At 66.4% G+C, this 24,288-nt stretch carries 3 protein-coding genes (1 of these 3 cut by a window edge); all 3 read left to right on the forward strand.

All coding sequences use genetic code 11. The annotated features are described in order from the left end of the window. Tightly spaced (each overlapping or abutting the next), the 3 genes in view from BLU62_RS30120 to BLU62_RS32005 form a layout consistent with a single transcriptional unit that may run on beyond the window. On the forward strand, window positions 1–8,043 hold the full coding sequence (locus BLU62_RS30120) for an amino acid adenylation domain-containing protein (RefSeq protein ID WP_074854107.1): 8,043 nt from the start codon (window positions 1–3) through the stop codon (window positions 8,041–8,043). Next, window positions 8,040–17,528 (forward strand): non-ribosomal peptide synthetase, encoded by a 9,489-nt coding sequence (locus tag BLU62_RS30125; protein ID WP_280141574.1) that lies wholly within the window; start codon window positions 8,040–8,042, stop codon window positions 17,526–17,528. Before BLU62_RS30120 ends, BLU62_RS30125 begins: the two co-directional genes overlap by 4 nt. Continuing rightward, window positions 17,525–24,288, forward strand: the start of a protein-coding gene (locus BLU62_RS32005; protein ID WP_159441590.1) for a non-ribosomal peptide synthetase. 7,879 nt of this gene lie beyond the right edge of the window; the window shows 6,764 of its 14,643 coding nt (coding positions 1–6,764); the start codon lies at window positions 17,525–17,527; its stop codon lies beyond the right edge, outside the window. Before BLU62_RS30125 ends, BLU62_RS32005 begins: the two co-directional genes overlap by 4 nt.

Genomic DNA, 24,288 nt, shown 5'->3' on the forward strand with positions numbered 1-24,288 from the left:
GTGGCGACCGCCGATAACAGCGACAGCGCGAACGTTGTCGGAGAAAACATCACCGAGTTCCTGCCCCTCACCGCGGCACAACGAGGGATGTGGTTCGCCGACACCTTGTCGCCGGACTACTCGGTGAACATCGCTCAGTACGTCGACATCCGGCACGAGCCCGGTGGTTTTGACATCGACCTCCTCGAGCGCTGTTGCGTCGAGGTCGGACAGGCCCTGGAATCCCCGTACGTCCGCCTCGCGGAGATCGACGGATTCCCGGTGCAGTTTGTCGACCTCGAGTTCGACCAGCACGTCGACGTCATCGATTTTCGCGCCGAGTCCGACCCCGTGCGGGCCGCGATGGCCTGGATGCAGGCCGAGTACCGTCGCCCGGTCGACCTGATGACGGACCAGCTGATCGTGATCGCGATCCTGCGGGTCGCCGAGGACCGGACGTTCTGGTACAACCGCGCCCACCACATCATCATCGACGGCTACGCAGCCCTGTCGATCATGCGACGGACCGTCGACCGCTACAACGCCGTCCGCCGCGGCCTCGAGCCGACGGACAGGACCCCGGCGACGATGGCCGAGATCGTGGCCTATGAGGATGCCTACCAGGCCAGCGGCCGCCGCGAGACCGACCGCGAGCACTGGCTGTCGCGGGTGTCGGACCTCCCGGAGAGGGTGACCCTCGCACACGGTGCCGGCACCGCCCCGCTTTCCTTCGACAATGTGGTCGCCGGCGGCGATCTGCCGGTCGCGCAGCAGCGACGACTCGAATCCCTGGCCGTCGAGTTCAACAGTTCGCTGGCAGTCCTCATGTCGGCGGCGTTCGGCGCTTTCCTGTCGCGGATGACCGACTCCGACGACATCGTCATGACGCTGCCGGTGACCGGCCGTACCACCGCGAAGATCAAGGCCTCCGGCGGCATGGTGTCCAACGTGCTGCCGATCCGGTTGCGCGACGTCTCCGGGAGCACGGGCCGTGAACTGGTCGCCGCGGCTCAACTCGAACTCACCGGCGCACTTCGTCACCAGCGGTATCGATCCGACGACATCCGCCGCGACGCCGGCTTCGAGGCCAACTCGGTCTCGTTCGGCCCGACCATCAACATGGTCTTCTTCGACGACCAGCTGGCCATCGACGGCACCTCGATGGACTACCGCATCCTGACCTCGGGCATCCTCGAGGACCTGCTGATCAACCTGTATCAGTCGAGCCCCGATGCCCCACTGGTGGTCGACCTGCACGGCAACCCGTACCTGTACTCCGAGGCCGAGATCGCATCGCACCATCGCCGGTTCCTGGCCTTCGTCGAGCAACTCTTCGACAACGTCGACGCCCCGATCGAGAGCATGCCCATCTTGCTCCCGGGAGAAGCCGCCGAACTCGGTCACTTCGAGCACGGCCCCCGTACCGACTGGACCCCCGCCCAGGCCGGCGGGAACACCCTGCTCGACCTGTTCGCCGAGCGGATGGCCGAGCGGCCCGATGCGGTGGCGATCGTCGCCGACGACGCCGAGCTCACCTACCGCGAGTTCGACACACGCTGTCGCGAACTCGCCGCGACCCTCGTGGAGTCGGGCGTACGGCCCGGAGACAAGGTGGCCGTGCTGATCGAGCGCGGCGTGGACCAGGTCGTCGCGGTGTACGCCACGTTGATGGCCGGCGCCGCGTACGTGCCGATGGACGTCGACCAGCCCGAGGATCGACGCCGTCTGATCCTCGACACCGCGAATCCGGCCGTGGTGATCGACCGTGAGTTCCTCGCCGACGCCGGGGACCCGGACGTCACCGGATCGTCGCGCCGGCTGCCGATCGACGAGGGGATCGTCCGACCGGGGTCGGCCGCGTACGTGATCTTCACGTCCGGCTCGACCGGCGTGCCGAAGGGGGTCCAGGTCTCGCACGGTGCCGTCGTCAACCGGTTGGCGTGGATGCAGGACCACTACCGGATTGACGGTTCCGATGCCGTGCTCTACAAGACGCCGATCACGTTCGACGTCTCCGTCTGGGAGTTGTTCTGGCCGTTGCAGATCGGTGCGCGAATGGTGGTGGCGCGCGCCGGTGGGCACCGCGACCCAGCCTATCTTCGCGACGTCATCGTCGAGCGCGGGGTCACGACGCTCCACTTCGTGCCGTCGATGCTGGACGTCTTCGTCGAGGCGGCCGGGACCGGCGAGCCGGCGATACCCTCCACGGTGCGGCGGGTCTTCACCTCCGGCGAGGCGCTGCCGTCGAACCTGGCGACCCAGGTGGTCGAACACTCCGATGCCGAGCTGGTGAACCTCTACGGTCCCACCGAAGCCGCCGTCGACGTCACCGAGTATCGCGTCGCCGGTCGGGAAGTGCACATGCCCATCGGGCGGCCGGTGGCGAACACCGACACCTATGTTCTCGACTCCCGGCTCCGACGGGTGCCCGTCGGAGTGGTCGGCGAGTTGTACCTCGCCGGTGCACAACTCGCGGACGGGTATCTCGGTCGCGGCGGACTGACCGCTGAGCGATTCGTGGCCAATCCGTTCGAGACCGGCACGCGGATGTATCGGACCGGTGATCTGGTCCGGTGGAATGCGACCGGGCTGCTCGAGTATCTCGGGCGCACCGACTTCCAGGTCAAGATCCGCGGGCAGCGCGTCGAGCTCGGCGAGATCGAATCCGTGCTGCTCGCCGAGGGATCGGTCTCCGCAGCGGTGGCGATCGTCCGTACGGAGACCGGTGGTCCGGCCGTCGTCGCCTACGTCAAGGCGCGCGACACCGCGATCCCGGCCGAGGTCATCGTCGATCGGCAGATGCGTGCAGCGCGCAATGGGCTTCCCGGACACATGGTTCCGTCCGCCGTGGTCGTCCTCGACACCTTCCCGGTGAACGCCTCGGGCAAGCTGGACCGCCGGGCGCTCCCCGCGCCCGCGTCCACGGCAACGGTGGAGCGCATCTATGTCGCACCCGATTCGGAGATCGAGGAAAAGGTGGCCGAGATCGTCGCCGATGTTCTCGGTGCCGAGCGAATCGGTATGCGCGACAACATCTTCGCTCTCGGTGCCGACTCGCTGGTCGCGGCCCGACTGGCGTCGAGGCTACGGAAGCAGTATTCGCGCGCGGTCGCTCTGAGCGACATTTTCAACAGCAACGACGTCGGCGAGTTGGCCGCCGCCATCGCCGACGCGGCAGTGGTCGACGCCCGTCCTCCGCTGCGTCGCGGCACGCGGCCCGAGGTCATCCCGGTCTCGTACGCACAGTCCCGGCTCTGGTTCATCAACCGGATGGACCCGTCGTCGGGCACCTACAACATGCCCGGCGCAGTGCGTATGCGCGGCGATGTGGACGTGGACGCATTGCGCGCGGCGGTCCGTGACGTCGTCATCCGTCACGAACCCCTGCGCACCCGCTTCCCGTCCGTGGACGGCGAGCCGATCCAGGAAATCGTCGACGTCGAGGATGTCGAGGACCAGGTTCGCCTCAGTGTGCACACCACGACCGAGGCCGACCTCGTGGGTGCCGTGGCGTCACAGGCCGCGGCCGGCTTCGATCTCGTCACGCAGGTTCCCTTCCGGGCCAACCTGTTCGAGACTCCCTCCGACGGCCACGTCCTGCTGGTGGTGCTCCACCACATCGTCGGTGACGGCGCCTCTCTGCGGCCCCTGATCGTGGACCTCCTGGTCGCCTACGGGGCCCGGGTCAACGGTCTGGCCCCCGCGTGGGAACCGCTTCCGGTGCAGTACGCCGACTTTGCGGTGTGGCAGCGCAGCACCCTGGGATCGCCCGACGACGAGAATGCCCGGATGGCACGTGAGCTCGCCTACTGGAGCGAGGAACTGGCAGGTCAGCCCGAGCTCCTGGCACTGCCCACCGACCGGCCCCGCCCGCAGATCCCGACGGGCCGAGGCGGTTACGTGGACGCCGAGATCTCGCCGGAGCAGTTCGCGAAGATCCGCTCGCTGGCGGGGCGCTTCGGCGTCACCACCTTCACCGTTCTGCACGTGGCCCTCGCGGCGGTGCTCGGCCGCCTCGGTGACACCGACGACGTGTCCATCGGTACCGCGGTCGCCGGTCGCGACGAGCCCGAACTCGCCGACCTCGTGGGCATGTTCGTCAACACCGTCGTACTGCGACTGAACATCCGTCCGGGCGATTCGGTCGCCGAACTGCTGGACCGTGCGCACCGTTCGCGTACCGGCGCGCTCGAGTACTCCCAGGTTCCGTTCGAGATGGTGGTCGACGAGGTGTCGCCGAGCCGGTCCCGCGCGCACAGCCCGTTGTTCCAGGTCGGTTTCACCTTTCAGCGCGATTCCTCGGCTGTCCTGGCGCAGACCGGGGAGTTCGAGGTGCTGGACATCCGAATCCCGTCCGCGAAGTACGACCTGTCGGTGACCGCCACCGAGTTCGCCGGTGACGGTTCCGAACGTGTTTCCCTCGAATTCTCCTACGCCACCGACCTTTTCAATAGGTCGACCGTGGAATCCACGGCGGAAGCACTGATCATGTTGCTCGATCGGATGACATCCGCCCCCACCGAGGCGATCGGCCGATTCGACATCGTGCCCGCGGCTGATGTGCAGCAGCTGACCGCCGAACCCGCCGGTCGCTCGCCGGTGGTGTTCGCGGACCTGCTGGCGACCTGCTCGCCCGGTTCGGCGACACCGGTGCTCGTCGCAGGTGAGAAGATCACCCCGGATGTCTTCGACGCTCGAACGAACCAGCTTGCGCGGGAACTGATCTCGCGTGGGATCGGCCCCGGCGACGTCGTTGCGATCAGTGCTCGCCGGTCCGCGCGCTCGGTGCTGTGCACGATCGCGGTGATCCGCTCCGGCGCCGCCTTCGTCACGATCGATCCGATGCACCCGGCGGAGCGTCGCTCGGCGATGGTGACCGACAGCGGCGCGCGCGTGGGACTGGCCACCGCGGACGCCGGCGTGGACGCGATCGACTCCGGTGCGGAGTGGATCATCGTCGACGACAGCGAGACCGAGCTGCGTCTCGCCGGCCATCCGATCGCGCCGATCGCAGCTGGTGAGCTCGTCCGGCCCACGCGCGTCGACGAGATGGCGTACCTCATCTACACGTCGGGTTCGACAGGAACTCCGAAGGCCGCCGCCGTGAGCCATCGCGGCCTGGCGAACATGATGGCCAATCAGCGCGAGATGCTGAGGCTCGACGAGACCTCGCGGGTCCTGCACGTTGCGTCCCCGAGCTTCGACGCCTCGGTGTTCGAGCTGACCATGGCGTTCGGATCTGCCGGCCAACTGGTCGTCGCCGACCCGGACACCTATGCCGGTGACCCCTTGGAGCGGCTGATCGCCGAGTCGGGTGTGACACATGCGGTGATGACGCCGTCGGCGCTGGCCACCCTCGATCCGGCCGCGGTGCCGTCGCTCATGACGGTGCTCAGTGCCGGCGAGGCCTGCCCGCCGGAACTGATGCGCCGCTGGGTGTCCGCAGGTCGTCGGTTCTTCAATCTGTACGGCCCCACCGAGACGACCATCTGGGCCACCGCGGACGGACCGTTCTCTCCCGCGGACGACATGACCATCGGAACGGCGGTGCCCGGAGTGGGCGCCCTCGTACTCGATCGCGGACTCCGGCCGACTCCGGCCGGGGTGGTCGGCGAGCTCTATCTCGTGGGCGATCAGCTGGCCATCGGCTATCTCGGCCGTCCCGGGCTGACCGCCGAGCGATTCGTCGCGAATCCGTACTCGAACGGGATACGGATGTACCGGACGGGTGACCGGGCCGTGCGCCGTGCCGACGGGCGGCTCGTCTATCACGGCCGCGATGACTTCCAGCTCAAGGTGCGCGGACTGCGTATCGAGCTCGGCGAGGTCGACAACGCGCTGATGTCCCACCCGGACGTCGCCAACGCGGTCAGCCTCGGCGTGCCCGGACCGGCCGGCGAAGACGTGCTGGTGGCGTATGTGACTGCCGCCGAGGGCCGTTCACCGATGCCCGAGTCGCTGACCGAGCACGTCGCGCAGCTCCTGCCGCGCTACATGGTCCCGCACACGATCGTCGTGGTCGATTCCTTCGAGCTGACCAACGTCGGCAAGATCGACCGCACCAAGCTGCCGCCGGTCGACTTCAGCGCGAGCAAGGACTTCGTCCCGCCGCGGACCCAGCTCGAGGCGATCGTCGCCGAGGTGTTCGCTCAGGTGCTCGGGGTCGAGCGGGTCAGCGTGCACGACGGATTCTTCGAGATGGGCGGCAACTCGCTGTCGGCGACCAAGGTCTCGGCACGCCTGTCGGCGGCGCTGGACCGGCAGGTCCCCGTCAAGGCGATCTTCGAGTCCGCCGACGTCGCCCGGCTCGCCGAGTACATCACCAACAGCCTGTCCGGGCATTCGGCCGTGCCGTTGATCGCGCGCCAGCGCGCGGAAATGGTGCCGGTGTCCGCCGTCCAGCGCGGTATGTGGCTGCTCAGCCGGGCCGACCCGAAGTCCCCGGCTTACAACGTCGCCCTCGCGCTCGAACTGCGCGGCCGGCTCGACGTGGACGCCCTTCGTGCCGCGGTGGACGACCTGCTCCGCAGGCACGAGTCGCTGCGTACCAGCTATCCGATGATCAACGGCGAACCGATGCAGATCATCAGTCCTCCCGATGAGGTCGCCGGCCTCGACGTGACCCCGGTCCCGGTGTCGGGGAGCGTGGCCGAGGCCATCGCGGCCGTGACCGGTCGCGGTTTCGACATCACGACCGCGCCGCCGGTCCGGCTCGCCCTGCTGCGCGTCGACGAGGACGAACACGTGATCGTCTTCGTCGTGCATCACATCAGTGCCGATGGGGCGTCGATGGCGCCGCTGGCCCGCGACCTGATGATGGCCTACGCGGCGCGCCACGATGGTCTCGCGCCGACGTGGGCGCCACTGCCGGTCCAGTACGCCGACTTCACGCTGTGGCAGGCCGAACGGCTGGCCACCACCGACGACGACGGTGCCACGGAGGCGCGGCGCCAGCTCGACTACTGGGTCGATCGTCTCGCCGGAGTGCCCGAGACCATCGACCTGCCGACCGACCGGCCCCGGCCGAAAACGCCGTCGTACGTGGGTGACCAGGTCGAATTCGAGATCCCGGAGGATCTGGCGAGGTCCCTGGAGTCGGTCGCGCGCGCGAACAACACCACGATGTTCATGGTGACCCATGCCGCCTACGCGGTACTGCTGTCGCGCCTGAGCGGGCGCAACGACCTGGTGATCGGCACGCCCTACGCAGGCCGCGGTGAGCAGGCCCTCGACGAAGTGGTCGGCATGTTCGTCAACAGCCTGGCGTTGCGGACCCGGATCGACCACGGCGAGAAGTTCAGCGATCTGCTGTCCCGCGTTCGACGAGACGACCTGGCCGACATGGCCAACACCGATGTCGCCTTCGACACGATCGTGGCGAACGTCCTCAACTCGACGACGACATCGCACAATCCGTTGTTCCAGGTGATGTTCGCATTCCAGAACATCGATTTCCCATCGCTCGAACTCGATGATGTCGTCGTTTCGCCGGTCGCCGAGGGAATCATCCCGGCAAAGGTCGATCTGCAGCTGAACCTCTACCCGAATGATCCTGCGGGGGCGAATCTCAACGGCGGCAGCGGAGCAATGAAAGCGCAGCTCGTCTTCGCCACCGACCTCTTCGACAAGTCAACGGTCGAGACGATCGTGCAGCGTTACCTGCTAATCCTCGAGGCCATTGCGGCGGACGCCGAGTGTATCGTTGGCGACATCGTGATCTTCACCGTCGATGAGCAGGCCGAATCAGTTGATTCGGTGCCTGCGGACATCCGACTCCCCGATCTCGTTTCCGCTGCGAATGACGCGGATCCCGAGGCGATCGCGGTGACCCATGGGGGCGCGACTGTCCACTTCGGCCAACTGTCGGAGATGGTGAGAGCGATGGCCGCAGCACTTCCGGGGTCAGACGCCGACGCCACTCTCACGATGGCGCTGATGAGTGTCGTGCCGGCTCTGGCCACCGACGGACCGGGGGCGCTGGACGAGGTGCTGAGCGAACTCCGGACCAACGCCGCCAGAATCATCGATCTGTCCACCGCTGCAGAAGGAAACAACAGGACGTGACCGTCGACCTTGACGCCGCTGACATCTCGCGTGGTTGGGGCGCTCGGCCGACCACCCTGCACCTGATCGCCTATGCCGCATCGGTCGCCCCACAGGAGACCGCATTCGACGGCAAGGCCGGCCCCGTCGCGTTCGCCGCGCTGAATGCGACGGTGTCGATGACCGCCGGCGTGCTCGCCGCGCAGGGCATCGACACCGAGGCCGCCGTCGGCGCCGCGGTCACCGGTCAGCTGGCGATCGCAGGTCTGGCGCCCGACGAGATCGCGGCGGCCACGGGCCGGGCCATCGAACACATCCGGTCGGTCGCCTGTGATCTGGCCGGCACCCGGGACTGGGGTTCGTTGCCGGGCCTGTTCCGCTCCTCGGCACATCGGTTCGCCGATCGCACGGCACTCACCGATCTCGAGGGTGCGTCCCTCACGTACGCCGAGCTCGACGCACGGTCCGACGCGGTCGCACGTGGTCTGCGGGCATCGGGTGCTGGACCGGAGACCCTGGTCGGTGTGGCTCTGCCACGCAACGCCGAGTTGATCATCGCGCTGCTGGGAGTCCTGAAGTCCGGCGCCGCCTATCTGCCCCTGGACCGGTCGCATCCGCTCGACCGGCTCGGGGCGATCGTCGACGACGCGCACCCGGTGGTCGTGCTGACCGATGCCGACACCACCCATGAGTGGGCCGAGCTGGACGCGCCGCTGTCCACGGTCGCCGACGTGGTCTCCCGTGCCGACGACGCCTCAGGTGGCTTCGCGTCACTTCCCGAGGTCATCGACCCGCGACACCCCGCGTACGTCATGTACACCTCGGGGTCGACCGGAAAACCCAAGGGCGTCGTGGTCACGCACGGCGGTGTGGTGACCCTGCTCTCGGCCATGGGCCGGCAGTACGAGTTCTCCGAGAACGAGGTCTGGACGATGTTCCAGTCGTACGCCTTCGACGTGTCGGTCGGCGAGATCTGGGCCGCGTTGTCCTTCGGTGGACGACTCGTCGTGCTCGATTACCTGACCACCCGTTCGCCGGCGGACTTCGTCGACGTGCTCGAACGGGAACAGGTCACCGTCGTGAACCTGACCCCGTCGGCCTTCTACCAGCTCGCCGGCGCGGTCCGTCCGCCGGCGAACGGCATTCTGGCGCAGAGCATCCGGTACATGATCTTCGCCGGTGAGGCCCTGGATTTCGAACAGGTACGACGCTGGCACACCGACCGCCGGGCCCTCGACGGGAACGACGGACCGCAGCTGAACAACATGTACGGTCCGACCGAGACGACGGTGTACACCACGAGGCGCATCCTCACACCGGAGTTCGTTGCGGCCACCAACGCCAGTGACATCGGCACGCCGATCGAGGGCACACGCACCTACGTACTCGACAGCCGGCTGCGCAAGGTGCCCGAGGGGGTCCCGGGTGACCTGTACATCGCCGGTGACCAGCTCTCCCGTGGTTACTCCGGTCGGTTCGCGCTCAACGCAACCCGCTTCGTCGCCGACCCGTTCGGTCCCGAGGGTTCCCGGATGTACCAGACGGGTGACGTCGCGGTCATCCGCAACGGGTCGCTGGAGTTCATCGGTCGCAGCGACAGCCAGGTGAAGCTGCGCGGTTTCCGCATCGAACTCGGAGAGGTGGAGGCGGCGCTGCTCGCCCACGCCGGCGTGAATGCCGCTGCCGCAACGATCTACGAGCGCGAAGGCTACACAGCGCAGCTCGTGGGCTATGTCGTCGGCGCGGCCGCCGACGGCGGCCAGATCGACGGGTTGGATGTCAAGGCCGCGGTCGCAGCCAAGGTGCCCGACTACATGGTCCCTGACGTCATCATGGTCCTCGACCAGCTGCCGCTGAACGTCAACGGCAAGCTGGACCGGAAAGCGTTGCCCAAGCCGGTGATCGAGGCCAGGGCCGAGTACGAGCCGCCGGCCGACGACACCGAACGTGCGCTCGTCGAGGTGTTCACCGCCGTTCTCGGGCTCGAGGACATCAGCGTCACCGAGTCCGTGTTCGACGTGGGCGGCAACTCGCTGGTCGCCGCTCAGATCGTGGGCCGGGCATGCGAGGTCCTCAATGTCGACCTCAACATGCGCGATCTCTTCGAGGCGCCCACCGTCCGCGGCCTGGCGGCCCGCGTGAAGGACGCGGCCCCCGGACTCGACCCGATCACTCCGGCGGATCCCCGCCCGGACGTCATCCCGCTGTCGTTCTCGCAGCAGCGGATGTGGTTCATCAACCAGTTCGACCCGTCGCTGCCGACGTACAACATCCCGGTCCTGCTCAAGATCACCGGCGATCTCGACGTCGATGCGCTGCGTGCCGCCGTCGTCGATCTGATCGACCGCCAGGATGTCCTGCGAACAGTCTTCCCGGCCACCGACGGGCGGCCCGGCCAGGTGGTCATGCCGCTCGCGGAGGCCGAAGCGGTTCTCGACTGGCTGGTCACCGACTCGTCGGAGGCATTCGAGTCCGCGGTCTCCGCAGGCTTCGACGTCACCGAACAGCTGCCGGTCCGTGTTGCCGTGCTGCGCAACGGCGCCGAGGAAACGGTCCTCGGTGTCGTGGTGCACCACATCGCGGCCGATGGCGAGTCGATGCGACCCCTGGTCGCCGACCTGCTCACCGCCTACACCGCGCGGGTGGAGTCCCGGTCGCCCGAATTCGCGCCGCTCGCAGTGCAATTCGCCGACTACGCGCTGTGGCAGCATCGTGTGCTGGGGGGCACCGCCGACCCGGCTTCGCTGGTGGCCGGTCAGCTCCGCTTCTGGACCGACCGGCTGGCCGACCTCCCCGACGTCATCGACCTGCCCACCGACCGGGAGCGGCCCCGTGTCGCGACCAACCGCGGTGACCGCATCGCCTTCGACGTGCCTGCCGAGGTGGTCGACCGGGTCGAGGAGATCGCGCGGATCAGCGGTGCCACACCGTTCATGGTCGCCCACGCCGCACTGGCCGTGCTGCTGTCACGGCTGGCGGCCACCGACGACGTGGCCATCGCCACCCCGATCGCGGGTCGCACGCATGCAGTGGTCGAGCCGCTCATCGGCATGTTCGTCAACACGCTGGTGCTCCGCACCGGTGTCGACCCCGACGTGTCCTTCCTCGACTTCCTCGACGAGGTCCGTGCTGCCGATCTGGACGCCTTCGCCAACGGCGACGTCCCGTTCGAGACGCTTGTCGAAACCCTTGCGCCGGTTCGTAGTGAGGCGTTCGCACCGCTCGCGCAGGTGATGCTGTCGTTCGATCCCGCCCGATCGGCCCACACGCTGGACGCGACGATCGGCGGACTGCAGTTCACCGAGATCGAGCCGCCGGTCATCCCGGCCCAGTACGACCTCACGGTCGGACTGAACTCGCTCGACGACGGACGCTGGTCCGGCTTCGTCACCTTCGCCACCGATCTCTTCGATCCGGCCACGGCCGAGCTCATCGCACGACGTTTCGTCCGGGTGCTCGACGGACTCACCTCGGCGCCGCGGATGTCGGTCGGCGACGCACCGCTGTTCGCCGACGACGAGGCGACGGCAGTCGCAGCACTCGAGAACGGCTCGCCGACAACAGGTTCAGCCGGGATCGCCGGCTTGACGTCCCTTGCGGACGGGCTGTCGCGCGCCGTCGCCGAGTACGGCGCGCAACCCGCATTGATCCACAACGGCCGCATTGTCACCTTCGCCGAGTTCGGTGCTCGGGTGTGGGGGTTGGCGCGTGAGTTGATTTCGGTGGGTGTGGGGCCCGATGTTGCTGTGGGTGTGGTGATTCCGCGGTCGGTGGAGTTGTTGGTGGCGGTTCATGCGGTGGTTGCTGCTGGTGGGCAGTATGTGCCGGTGGATCCGGATGCGCCGGCTGATCGTGTGGGTTACATGTTGGAGACGGCGGGTGTGTCGGTGGTGTTGGTGGCCGATGGGTTGCCGGTGCCGTCGGTGGTTGCTGGTGTTGATGGTGTGTCGGTGGTGTCGGTGGTGTCGGTGGATGCGTCGGGTTCGTTTGATGCTGGGGTTTCTCCGGTGACCGATGCTGATCGTGTTGCGCCGTTGGGTGTTGATGATGCGTTGTACACGTTGTTCACGTCGGGGTCGACGGGGCGGCCGAAGGGTGTGACGGTGTCGCATCGGTCGGTGCTGAATCGGTTGGCGTGGATGGATGCGTGGTATCCGGTGTCGGGGTCGGATCGGGTGTTGCAGAAGACGCCGGTGACGTTTGATGTGTCGGTGTGGGAGTTGTTCTGGCCGTTGGTGTCTGGTGTTCCGTTGGTGATTGCGGAGCCGGGGCGTCATGGTGATCCGGAGTATTTGCGTGAGGTGATTGTCGGCAACGGGGTGTCGGTGGTGCATTTTGTGCCGTCGATGTTGTCGGCGTTTGTTGATGTGTTGGGTGATCGGTTGGTGGAGTTGGCGTCGTTGCGGCATGTGTTTGCTTCGGGTGAGGCGTTGGCGCCGTCGGTGGCTGATGGGTTGTTGTCGCGGTTGCCGGGTGTTGGTCTGCATAATTTGTATGGGCCGACCGAGGCTGCGGTGGATGTGACGGCGTATTCGGTGCAGGCCGGTGATGTGGTGGTGCCGATTGGTTCACCGGTGCCCAATACGGTGACGCGGGTGTTGGATTCGCGGTTGGCGCGGGTTCCGGTGGGGGTGCCGGGTGAGTTGTATCTCGGTGGTGTGCAGGTGGCGCGGGGGTATGCGGCGCGGCCTGATCTGACTGCGGAGCGTTTTGTTGCTGATCCGTTCGGTGGGCCGGGGGAGCGGTTGTATCGGACTGGTGATTTGGTGCGGTGGAATGCTTCGGGTGAGTTGGAGTATTTGGGGCGTACCGATTTTCAGGTGAAGTTGCGTGGTCAGCGGTTGGAGCTTGGTGAGGTTGAGGCTGCGGTGGCGGCGGCGCCGGGTGTGGTGCATGCGGCGGCGGTGGTGGCCTCCTCTGCTGGTGGGCAGCAGTTGGTGGGGTATGTGGCGCCGGCTGATGTGGATGTGGATGTGGTTGCCGGGTCGGTGGCTGCGGTGTTGCCGGGGTATATGTGTCCGTCGGTGTGGGTGCGGTTGGATGTGATGCCGTTGACCTCGTCGGGCAAGGTGGATCGTCGGGCGTTGCCTGCGCCGGTGTTCGAGGCTGTCGAGTATGTGGCTCCGGCTTCGGATGCTGAGGAGCGGGTTGCGGCGGTGTTTGCGACGTTGCTTGATGCTGAGCGTGTTTCGGTGACCGAGTCGTTCTTCGATTTGGGTGGTAACTCGTTGTCGGCGATGCGTTTGGTGGCGCGGGTGTCGGATGCGTTGGGTGTGCAGGTCGGTATTCGGGATGTGTTCGATGCGCCGTCGGTGCGTGAACTCGTTGCCGCGGTGGCCGATCGCCGTCCTGCTCTGCCGCCGGTGGCGCCGGTCGATTCGCGACCTGCCCGGATCCCGTTGTCGTTCGCGCAGCAGCGCATGTGGTTCATCAACCAGATGGAACCGGACCTGGCGACATACAACATCCCGGCCGTGTTCACCCTGTCCGGCGAGATCGACATCGACCTCCTGCGGACTGCGACCGCCGATGTCGTAGCCCGACACGAGATCCTCCGGACGACCTTCCCGGCCGTCGACGGTCTGCCGTATCAGCAGATCGACACGCCCGCGGCCATCGCCGAACGCCTGGACTGGCGGGTCATGACGTCCGCCGACGAACTCGCAGCCGACATGCGGCGCGGGTTCGACGTCGCGCACGAGTGGCCCCTGCGTGCCCGCGTGCTGCGCACTGGTGACGGACAGGCGACCCTCGCCCTCGTCGCCCATCACATCGCCTTCGACGGCCAGTCATTCGGGCCGCTCGCAACCGACCTCTTCGCCGCGTACGAAGCTCGTAGCCGCGGCGCAGCACCGGAATTCGCACCTCTCGACATCCAGTTCGCCGACTACGCGCTGTGGCAGCGCGACGTTCTCGGCGCGCCCGAGGATCCGAATTCGGTACTCGGCGGTCAGCTCGCCTACTGGCGGGACCGACTCGCGGGACTGCCGGATGTCCTCGAACTGCCCGCCGACCGGGCCCGGCCGCTCATCGCCAGCCACCGGGGCGACGTGCTCACCTTCGACATTCCTGCCGACATCGGCCACCGTGTCGACGCCATCGCCACCCGACACGGTGCCACTCGGTTCATGGTGCTGCACGCGGCGTTCGCAGTCTTGCTCGGCCGGCTGACTGGCACCCAAGACATCGCGGTCGGTACTCCGATCGGTGGTCGCGGGCAGAGCGAGCTGGATGCGATGGTCGGTATGTTCGTCAACACCCTCGTGCTGCGTACCGAGATCGACTCCGCCAGCAGTTTCGACGCAGTTCTGGACCGGGTCCGCGCCGACGACCTAGATGCCTTCGCACACTCGGAGGTGCCGTTCGAGTCGGTGGTCGATGCGGTCAACCCCGTTCGCTCCGAGGCCTTCTCGCCTCTGGTCCAGGTCATCCTGTCGGTCGATCCGATCGGCGCCGACGTGACCGCCACCGCCACGGTCAACGGCCTGACGGTCGCCCCGGTGGCGATCACCGAGGCCCCCGCCCAGGTCGACCTGAACCTGACCGTCTCCACCGGTTCCGCCGACCAGGACTGGTCCGGCATCCTGACGTACGCCACCGATCTGTTCGACCAGGGAACGGTCGACGAGATGTCCCGATGGTTCCTCCGCCTGCTCGACGGCATGCTCTCGTCGCAGCAGACCGCCGTCGGCGACATCCGGCTCCTCGCAGACGAACAGGATCAGGCACTCCTCGCCCGATCCGTCGGTCCGGCGGCGTCCGCAGCCGATGAGACGATTGCCGATCTCGTCCGTGCCCGCGTGGCCGACTCGGCGTCCTCGATCGCGCTCGTGACGGGCGACCGCACGCTCACCTACGAGGAATTCGGGCTCCGCGTCGCCGCGGTCGCACGTACTCTGATCGCCGCGGGCGTCGGCCCCGACACGGCCGTAGGCGTCGTCATGCGCCGGTCGGTCGGCACTGTCATCGCGGTGCACGCCATCATGGCGGCCGGCGGCCAGTACGTGCCCATCGATCCCGACACCCCGGCCGACCGTGCGCGGTACATGGTCGAGACCGCCGGGATAGGACCCGTCCTCGTGGAGAAGGGGCACCGTCCCGCCGATGTTCTCGACGTGCTCGATGGGCGGTCGCCGATCATCGAACTCGATGCCGACGCCCCACTCCCCGCCGACGCGACCCCGTTGGCTGCCTCCGAACGACTCGCCACACTGCGTCTCGACGATGCCGCCTACACGTTGTTCACCTCCGGCTCGACCGGAAGGCCGAAGGGCGTCACCATCTCGCACCGGGCGGTCGCCAACTTCGTCGCCTGGTTCGACTCGCTGATCCCGGCCGGACCTCAACGACTTCTGTTCAAGACACCGCACACGTTCGACGCGTCGGTCCTGGAACTGTTCTGGCCGCTGACAACCGGGCAGACGGTGGTGGTCGCAGATGCCGAAGGTCACCGCGACCCGAACTACCTCGCCGACCTCATGGCCGAAACCGGCGTGACCGTTGCCCAGTTCGTGCCGTCTCTGCTCTCGGTGTTCCTCGACGTCGTGGACCGGCCGGATCTGCTCACCGGACTACAGATGCTGTTCAGCGGCGGCGAGGCGCTTCCCCCGGCGGTACTCCGGCGTTTCACCGAGCGCGTGCCCCATGCCCGGGTGGTCAACCTGTTCGGTCCCACCGAAGCTGCCGTTTACACGATGTCCTCGGCACTCGACGAACCGGCCGACGTCGTCCCGATCGGGCGGCCCATGCCGAACACCACCGCCTACGTGCTCGATGACCGGCTGCACCCGGTGCCCGACGGGGTGGCCGGCGAACTCTACCTCGGTGGTGTCCAGTCTGCGCGCGGTTATGCGGCGCGACCGGACCTGACCGCGGAGCGCTTCGTCGCGGATCCGTTCGGCGCACCCGGAGCGCGGCTGTACCGGACCGGCGACCTGGTCCGCCGTCGGCGTACCGGCGAACTGGATTACCTGGGCCGCACCGACTTCCAGGTGAAGTTGCGTGGTCAGCGACTCGAGCTCGGTGAGGTCGAGTCGGCGATCGCCGATGCGCCCGGAGTAGTCCACGCCGCGGCCCGTGTGGTCGCCGGACCCGGCGGGGACCAGCTCGTCGGCTACATCGCCCCCGCGACGGTGGACGTGGAAGCCGTACGGGTATCGCTCGCCGACTCACTTGCCGAGTACATGAGACCCACCGCATGGGTGCTCCTCGACGAGATGCCGCTGAACTCCGCAGGAAAGGTCGATCGTCGCGCGCTTCCCGAGCCCGAACTCGAGGCCGCCGAGTACGTCGCCCCGGCCACCGAAGCCGAGGCAACCCTCGCCGAGGTGTTCGCCGGTCTGCTCGATGTCGACCAGGTCAGTGTCACCCAGTCGTTCTTCGATCTGGGCGGCAACTCGTTGTCGGCGATGCGTTTGGTGGCGCGGGTGTCGGATGCGTTGGGTGTGCAGGTCGGTATTCGGGATGTGTTCGATGCGCCGTCGGTGCGTGAACTCGTTGCCGCGGTGGCCGATCGTGCTGCGGCGTTGCCGCCGGTGACCGCCGTGGAGTGGCGGCCGGTTCGTGTTCCGTTGTCGTTCGCACAGCAGCGGATGTGGTTCATCAACCAGCTTGATTCGTCGAGCGGGATGTACAACATTCCGCTGGTGCTGCGGGTCAGTGGTGAGCTGGATGTGGTGGCGTTGCGGGCGGCGGTGGGTGATGTGGTTGCGCGTCACGAGACGTTGCGGACGACCTTCCCGAGTGCTGATGGGGAGCCGTTCCAGTTTGTCCACGCCGTGGACGAGATCGACGGTCGCTTGGATTGGCGGCAGGTGGAGTCGGTTGCAGATGTCGAGTCTGCGGTCGCTAGCGGGTTCTCGCTGGATCGTGATTGGCCGGTGCGGGCTCGTGTCTGGGAATCTGAACCGGGGGAGCACGTGGTCGCGGTGGTGATGCATCACATCGCTTCTGACGGTGAATCGTTGGGGCCGCTGGTGTCGGATTTGGTTTCGGCCTATCTTGCGCGGTCGAGTGGTGGGTCGCCGACGTTTGCGCCGTTGGATGTGCAGTATGCCGACTTCGCCCTGTGGCAGCGTGAGGTGTTGGGTTCGCCGGACGATCCGTCGGCAGTGGTCGGTCGTCAGCTCGGGTATTGGACCGGCCAACTGGCGGGTTTGCCGGATGTGTTGGAGTTGCCGACGGATCGGCCGCGGCCGCAGGTGGCGTCCGGGCGTGGTGTGCGAACAGCTTTCGAGGTTCCGTCCGGGGTATCCGAGCGCGTTCGAAAGCTTGCTGATGCCAACGGGGTCACTCCGTTCATGGTGCTGCATGCAGCTCTCGCGGTCACGTTGTCGAGGTTGAGCGGTACCGATGACATCGCCATCGGTACCCCAATTGCGGGGCGCGGTCAGCAGGGGCTCGATCCGTTGATCGGTATGTTCGTCAACACTCTTGTGCTGCGTACCGAGGTGGATGGGGGCGTTCCTTCGTCGAGTTGCTCGACCATGTTCATACCGTTGATGTGAATGCGTTTGCGAATGCGGATGTGCCGTTCGAGGCTGTGGTTGATGCGGTCAACCCGGTGCGGTCGGAGGCTTTTGCGCCGTTGGCTCAGGTGATGCTGGTGGCGTCACCGAAGGCCGGTGACGTTCCGCAGGCGACCGAACTCGGCGATCTGAAGTTCGCGCCGGTGGTCACTGACGAGGTGCCGGCGCAGCGTGATCTGACGGTGTATGTCGAGTTCGGTGCGAACGGTGCCTGGTCGGCTTCGGTCGTGGCGGCGACCGATCTGTTCGACGCGTCGTCGGTGCGGCGAATGGCGGATCGGTTCGTGCGGGTGCTCGATGTGTTGTCGGCGGATCCGTCGATGGCGGTCGGGGATGTGGATCTGTTGTCGGCGGGTGAGCGTGCTGCGTTGGCGCAGTTGCCTGTTCCGGTGACGCAGACGGCGAATGCGGGACGCACGTTGGTGGATCTGTTCACCGATGCGGTTGCCGTGCATGGTGATCGGGTTGCGGTGTCGGCGTCGGGTCGGTCGTTGTCCTATGCGGAGCTCGATGCTCGCTCGGACGCGGTGGCTGCTGGGTTGAGGGCTCGTGGTGTGTCTGCCGGTGATCTTGTGGGTGTCGCTACTGCGCGCTCGGTGGATCTGATGGCGTCGATCCTGGGTGTGTTGAAGGCTGGTGCGGGCTACCTGCCTTTGGATCTGAGTAATCCGGTAGACCGGTTGTCGTTCATCGTCGCTGATGCCGAGGTGTCGGTGGTCATCGCTGATGAGTCGTCGTCTCAGCATCCCTTGTGGCAGAATCTGTCTGCTTCAGCGCAGGTTGTTGACTTGGGAATACTTGCTGCCGAAGTGGTTTCGGTTGCGTGGGCGCCGGTTCAGGTGTTGGCGGATGCGCGGGCGTATGTGATTTACACGTCGGGGTCGACGGGTCGGCCGAAGGGGGTGGAGATCACTCATCGTGATGTGGTGACGTTGATGGACACCGCTGCAACCGATTTCGAGTTCTCCAAGTCGGATGTGTGGACGATGTTCCACTCGTATGCGTTCGACTTCTCGGTGTGGGAGATGTGGGGGCCGTTGCTGACCGGTGCGCGGTTGCTGATCGTGGATCGGGAGCTGGCGCGGGATCCGCGGGCATTCGTGGATTTGTTGGCTGCTGAGCGGGTGACGGTGTTGAGTCAGACGCCGTCGGCGTTCTATCAGCTGATCGATGCCCGTCGGGATGTCGATCGTGACCTGTCGTTGAGGTATGTGGTCTTCGGTGGTGAGGCACTGAGTTTCGACCAGGTGCGTCGTTGGTTCGACGAGAATCCGTCGGAATCGGCGCGGTTGGTGAACATGTACGGCATTACCGAGACCACGGTGCATGTGAGTTTCCGGGCGTTGGATCGGGATCTGGTGGCTGGTACGGATGCGTCGTTGATCGGTCGTCCGTTGGCATCGTTGGGGATTCACATCCTCGATGACCGGTTGCATCCGGTGCCTGAGGGCGTGCCGGGAGAGATGTATGTGACCGGCGGACAGTTGGCCGCTGGCTACTTGAAGCGTCCGGGGTTGTCGGCGACCCGGTTCGTGGCTGATCCGTTTGCTGCGGATGGGTCGCGGATGTATCGGACCGGTGACCGTGCACGGCGGGTCGGTGACGACATTGAGTACCTGGGTCGCGGCGATGCGCAGGTGCAGTTGCGTGGTTTCCGTATCGAGTTCGGTGAGATCGAGGCGGCGTTGCTGGGGGCGATGCCGGCGGCGTCGGCGGCCGCGGCGCGGGTGATCACCGATGCGGTGCGTGGTGACCAGCTGGTCGGTTATCTGGTGGTGGGTGCTGGCGAGGTCGTGGATGCGGCGGCGGTGCGGGCGGCTGTAACCGAGCATGTGCCCGGTTACATGGTTCCTGATGCGGTGGTTGCGGTGGAGCGGTTGCCGTTGAACCACAACGGAAAACTGGATCGTAAAGCGTTGCCTGAACCGGAGTTCGCTGAGGCGGAGTATGTGGCTCCGGCGTCCCCGGCCGAGGAGGCAGTGGCCGCGGTCTACGCCGATCTGTTGGGCCTTGATCGGGTGGGTGTGACCGAGTCGTTCTTCGATCTCGGTGGGAACTCGCTGTCGGCGGCGCGTCTTGCCGCTCGTGTGTCGGCTGCTCTCGGTGTCGAGGTCTCGGTGCGCGACGTCTTCGATACGTCGAGTGTCCGCGACCTCGTCACCGCGACCGTCGACGCTGCTCCTGCTCTAGCGCAGGTCGTCAGAGTGGAGCCGAGGCCGGATCGTATTCCGTTGTCGTATGCGCAGCAGCGGATGTGGTTCATCAACCAGCTCGACCCGACCAGCGGTATGTACAACATCCCTGCACTGCTGCGTGTCTCAGGTGCTCTCGATGTGGATGCGCTGCATGCGGCGGTCGGCGACGTCGTTGCCCGTCACGAAACGCTCCGGACGACGTTCCCGAGCGCTGATGGTGAGCCGTTCCAGCTCGTCCACGACACGTCGGAGATCCTTGAGCGCCTGGACTGGCGACACGTCGGCTCGGTGGCCGATATCGAGGCGGCGGTGTCAGACGGGTTCGTGCTGGAGCGGGAATGGCCTGTCCGAGTGCGTGTCTGGGAGGCTGCGCCGGGGGAGCACGTGGTCGCGGTGGTCATGCACCACATCGCCTCCGACGGCGAGTCGTTCGCACCACTGGTCTCCGATCTGGTGACCGCGTATCTCGCACGTTCGACCGGTGAGTCGCCGGTCTTCGCGCCGCTCGAGGTGCAGTACGCCGATTTCGCACTGTGGCAGCGTGAGGTCCTCGGCTCCCCAGACGATCCGTCGTCGGTGGTCGGCCGACAGCTCGCCTACTGGACCGGCCAACTGGCGGGACTGCCGGATGTCCTTGAGCTGCCCGCCGATCGACCGAGGCCGGCGGTGGCATCGGGGCGTGGTGTGCGAACGGCCTTCGAGATTCCGTCGACGGTCACCGAGCGAGTGCAACACGTCGCCGACACCCACGGGGTGACTCCGTTCATGGTGCTGCATGCCGCGCTCGCGGTGACGCTGTCCCGTTTGAGCGGTACCGATGACATCGCCGTCGGAACCCCCATCGCGGGGCGTGGACACGAGGCGCTCGACCCGCTCATCGGCATGTTCGTCAACACTCTCGTCCTGCGCACCGACGTCGATGCAGCGAGCTCGTTCACCCAGTTGCTCGATCGCGTCCACACCGTCGACGTCGATGCGTTCGCGAATGCGGATGTGCCGTTCGAGGCGGTCGTCGACGCGGTCAACCCCGTGCGTAGCGAGGCGTTCGCATCGCTCGCCCAAGTCATGCTCGTCGCGGCTCCGAAGACCGCCGGAGTGCCGCAGTCGATCGAACTCGGCAACCTCGAGTTCGCGCCGGTGGTCACCGACGAGGTGCCGGCTCAACGCGATCTCACCGTGAACATCGAGATCGGCGGAACCGGTACCTGGACGGGTTCGGTCGTTGCGGCCGCCGATCTGTTCGATGGGTCGACGGTGGATGTTTTTGCGTCGCGTTTGGTGTCTGTGCTGGATGGGTTGACGGCTGCTCCGGGGTCGGCGGTCGGCGATGTTGCGTTGTTGTCGGCTGCTGAGGATCGGTCGGTTCGGGCGTTGGAGTCCGGTTCGTCGGTGGTGGATTCGGCGGCGTTTGCTGGTGTGGGGTCGTTGGCTGATGGGTTGTCGCGTGCGGTGGCGGCGTATGCGGGTCGTGATGCGTTGGTGTTTGGGGATCGGTCTGTCTCTTTTGGTGAGTTCGGTGCTCGGGTGTGGGGGTTGGCGCGTGAGTTGATTTCGGTGGGTGTGGGGCCCGATGTTGCTGTGGGTGTGGTGATTCCGCGGTCGGTGGAGTTGTTGGTGGCGGTTCATGCGGTGGTTGCTGCTGGTGGGCAGTATGTGCCGGTGGATCCGGAGGCGCCTGCGGATCGTGTGGGGTACATGTTGGCGACGTCGGGTGCGTCGGTGGTGTTGGTGGCCGGCGGGTTGCCGGTGCCGTCTGCGGTGGCGCAGGTCGAGGGTGTGTCGGTGCGTGAGGTGGATGCGTCGGGTTCGTTCGATGCCGGTGTGGGGCCGGTGTCGAATGCGGATCGTCGTGCGCCGTTGGGTGTTGATGATGCGTTGTACACGTTGTTCACGTCGGGGTCGACGGGGCGGCCGAAGGGTGTGACGGTGTCGCATCGGTCGGTGGTGAATCGGTTGGCGTGGATGGATGCGTGGTATCCGGTGTCGGAGTCGGATCGGGTCCTGCAGAAGACGCCGGTGACTTTCGATGTGTCGGTGTGGGAGTTGTTCTGGCCGTTGGTGTCTGGTGTTCCGTTGGTGATTGCGGAGCCGGGGCGTCATGGTGATCCGGAGTATCTGCGCGAGGTGATCGTCGATCGTTCGGTGTCGGTGGTGCATTTTGTGCCGTCGATGTTGTCGGCGTTTGTTGATGTCCTGGGTGATCGGTTGGGCGAGTTGACGTCGCTTCGGCATGTGTTTGCTTCGGGTGAGGCGTTGGCGCCGTCGGTGGCTGATGGGTTGTTGTCGCGGTTGCCGGGTGTTGGTCTGCATAATTTGTATGGGCCGACCGAGGCTGCGGTGGATGTGACGGCGTATTCGGTGCAGGCCGGTGATGTGGTGGTGCCGATTGGTTCGCCGGTGCCCAATACGGTGACGCGGGTGTTGGATTCGCGGTTGGCGCGGGTTCCGGTGGGGGTGCCGGGTGAGTTGTATCTCGGTGGTGTGCAGGTGGCGCGGGGGTATGCGGCGCGGCCTGATCTGACTGCGGAGCGTTTTGTTGCTGATCCGTTCGGTGGGCCGGGGGAGCGGTTGTATCGGACCGGGGATTTGGTGCGGTGGAATGCTTCGGGTGAGTTGGAGTATTTGGGGCGTACCGATTTCCAGGTGAAGTTGCGTGGTCAGCGGCTCGAACTTGGTGAGGTTGAGGCTGCGGTGGCGGCGGCGCCGGGTGTGGTGCATGCGGCGGCGGTGGTCGCCGAGTCTGCTGGTGGGCAGCAGTTGGTGGGGTATGTGGCGCCGGCTGATGTGGATGTGGATGTGGTTGCCGGGTCGGTGGCTGCGGTGTTGCCGGGGTATATGTGTCCGTCGGTGTGGGTGCGGTTGGATGTGATGCCGTTGACCTCGTCGGGCAAGGTGGATCGTCGGGCGTTGCCTGCGCCGGTGTTCGAGGCTGTCGAGTATGTGGCTCCGGCTTCGGATGCTGAGGAGCGGGTTGCGGCGGTGTTTGCGACGTTGCTTGATGCTGAGCGTGTTTCGGTGACCGAGTCGTTCTTCGATTTGGGTGGTAACTCGTTGTCGGCGATGCGTTTGGTGGCGCGGGTGTCGGATGCGTTGGGTGTGCAGGTCGGTATCCGTGATGTGTTCGATGCGCCGTCGGTGCGTGAACTCGTTGCCGCGGTGGCTGATCGCCGTCCTGCTCTGCCGCCGGTGACCCGCGTGGAGCCGCGGCCCGCGCAACTGCCCCTCTCGCGTGCCCAGCGTCGGATGTGGTTCCTCAACCAGTTCGACACCGGCTCCGGTGCGTACAACATCCCCGTGGCCCTCACGTTGTCCGGCGACGTCGACGACACCCTGCTGTACGACTCGGTCTGCGACGTCGTCGCACGCCATGAGGTACTGCGCACCGTCTATCCGTCTGTCGGTGCCGCCCCGGTGCAGGAAGTCCTGCCGGACGCAGCGGCCCGGGAGCGGCTCGACTGGCACGAAGCAGACTCCATCGACTCCCTGATCCGTTCGACCACAGAGGGATTCGACGTCAGCTCGCAGTTGCCGATCCGCGGGCGGTTCCACCGCGACGAGGTCGGTCTGCACATCGCGATCACGGCCCATCACATCGCGATGGACGGCCAGTCCATCCCGGTCCTCGCCCGCGATCTGATGGCCGCCTACGCGGCGCGGGCAGACGGCAACGACGCCGGCCTGCCGGTCCTCGACGTGCAGTACGCCGACTACGCTCTCTGGCAGCAGACGGTCCTTGGTGACGCCGCGAACGAGTCGAGCGTCCTCGGTGGGCAGCTCGCGCATTGGCACCGCACTCTGGCCGGACTGCCCACGGTGACCGACCTGCCGATGGATCGCCCACGTCCCGCTGTGCTCAGCACCGCGGGTGCGACGGTCACGGTCGAGTTCGACGACACCATCGCGGCCGGCGTCGACGCGCTGGCGCGCAGCAACACCATGACGGCCTTCATGGTCACCGAGGCGGCCTTCGCAGCGACCGTCGCCCGACTCGCCTCGACCACCGACGTCGTCATCGCGACCCCGATCGCGGGCCGCAACGATGCCGCACTCGAGAACCTCATCGGCATGTTCGTCAACACCCTGCTCCTGCGTTCAGAGATCGACCCCGGGCTCAGTGTCGGTGACCTGCTCGGCAGCGTTCGCACCACGGTGCTCGATGCCTTCGCCAACGATCAGGTCCAGTTCGACGATCTGATCGAGACACTGGCACCCGAACGGTCGTCGTCGTACCAGCCGCTGGCGCAGATCGCGTTCACCTACACCGAAGCCGCGGAAGAGGAGACGGCCGGACTCGAGGCCGCCGGTATCGAGGCCGAGCCGGTCGGCCCGGCAACCACCGATGCCAAGTTCGACCTGACGGTCGCCATCCGCGCACGCAGCGCCGGGGCGCCGATGGCTGCGGACTTCATCTACGCCACCGATCTCTTCGACGAACCCACCGTGGAACGATTCGCCACGGTCTATCGGCGCGTGTTGACGGCGGTCATCGAGAACCAGGACATCGCGGTCGGCGACATCGACATCGTGGGTAGCGAAAGCGTAGA

The organism is Gordonia westfalica, from assembly GCF_900105725.1.
GTDB classification, from domain to species: Bacteria; Actinomycetota; Actinomycetes; order Mycobacteriales; family Mycobacteriaceae; genus Gordonia; species Gordonia westfalica.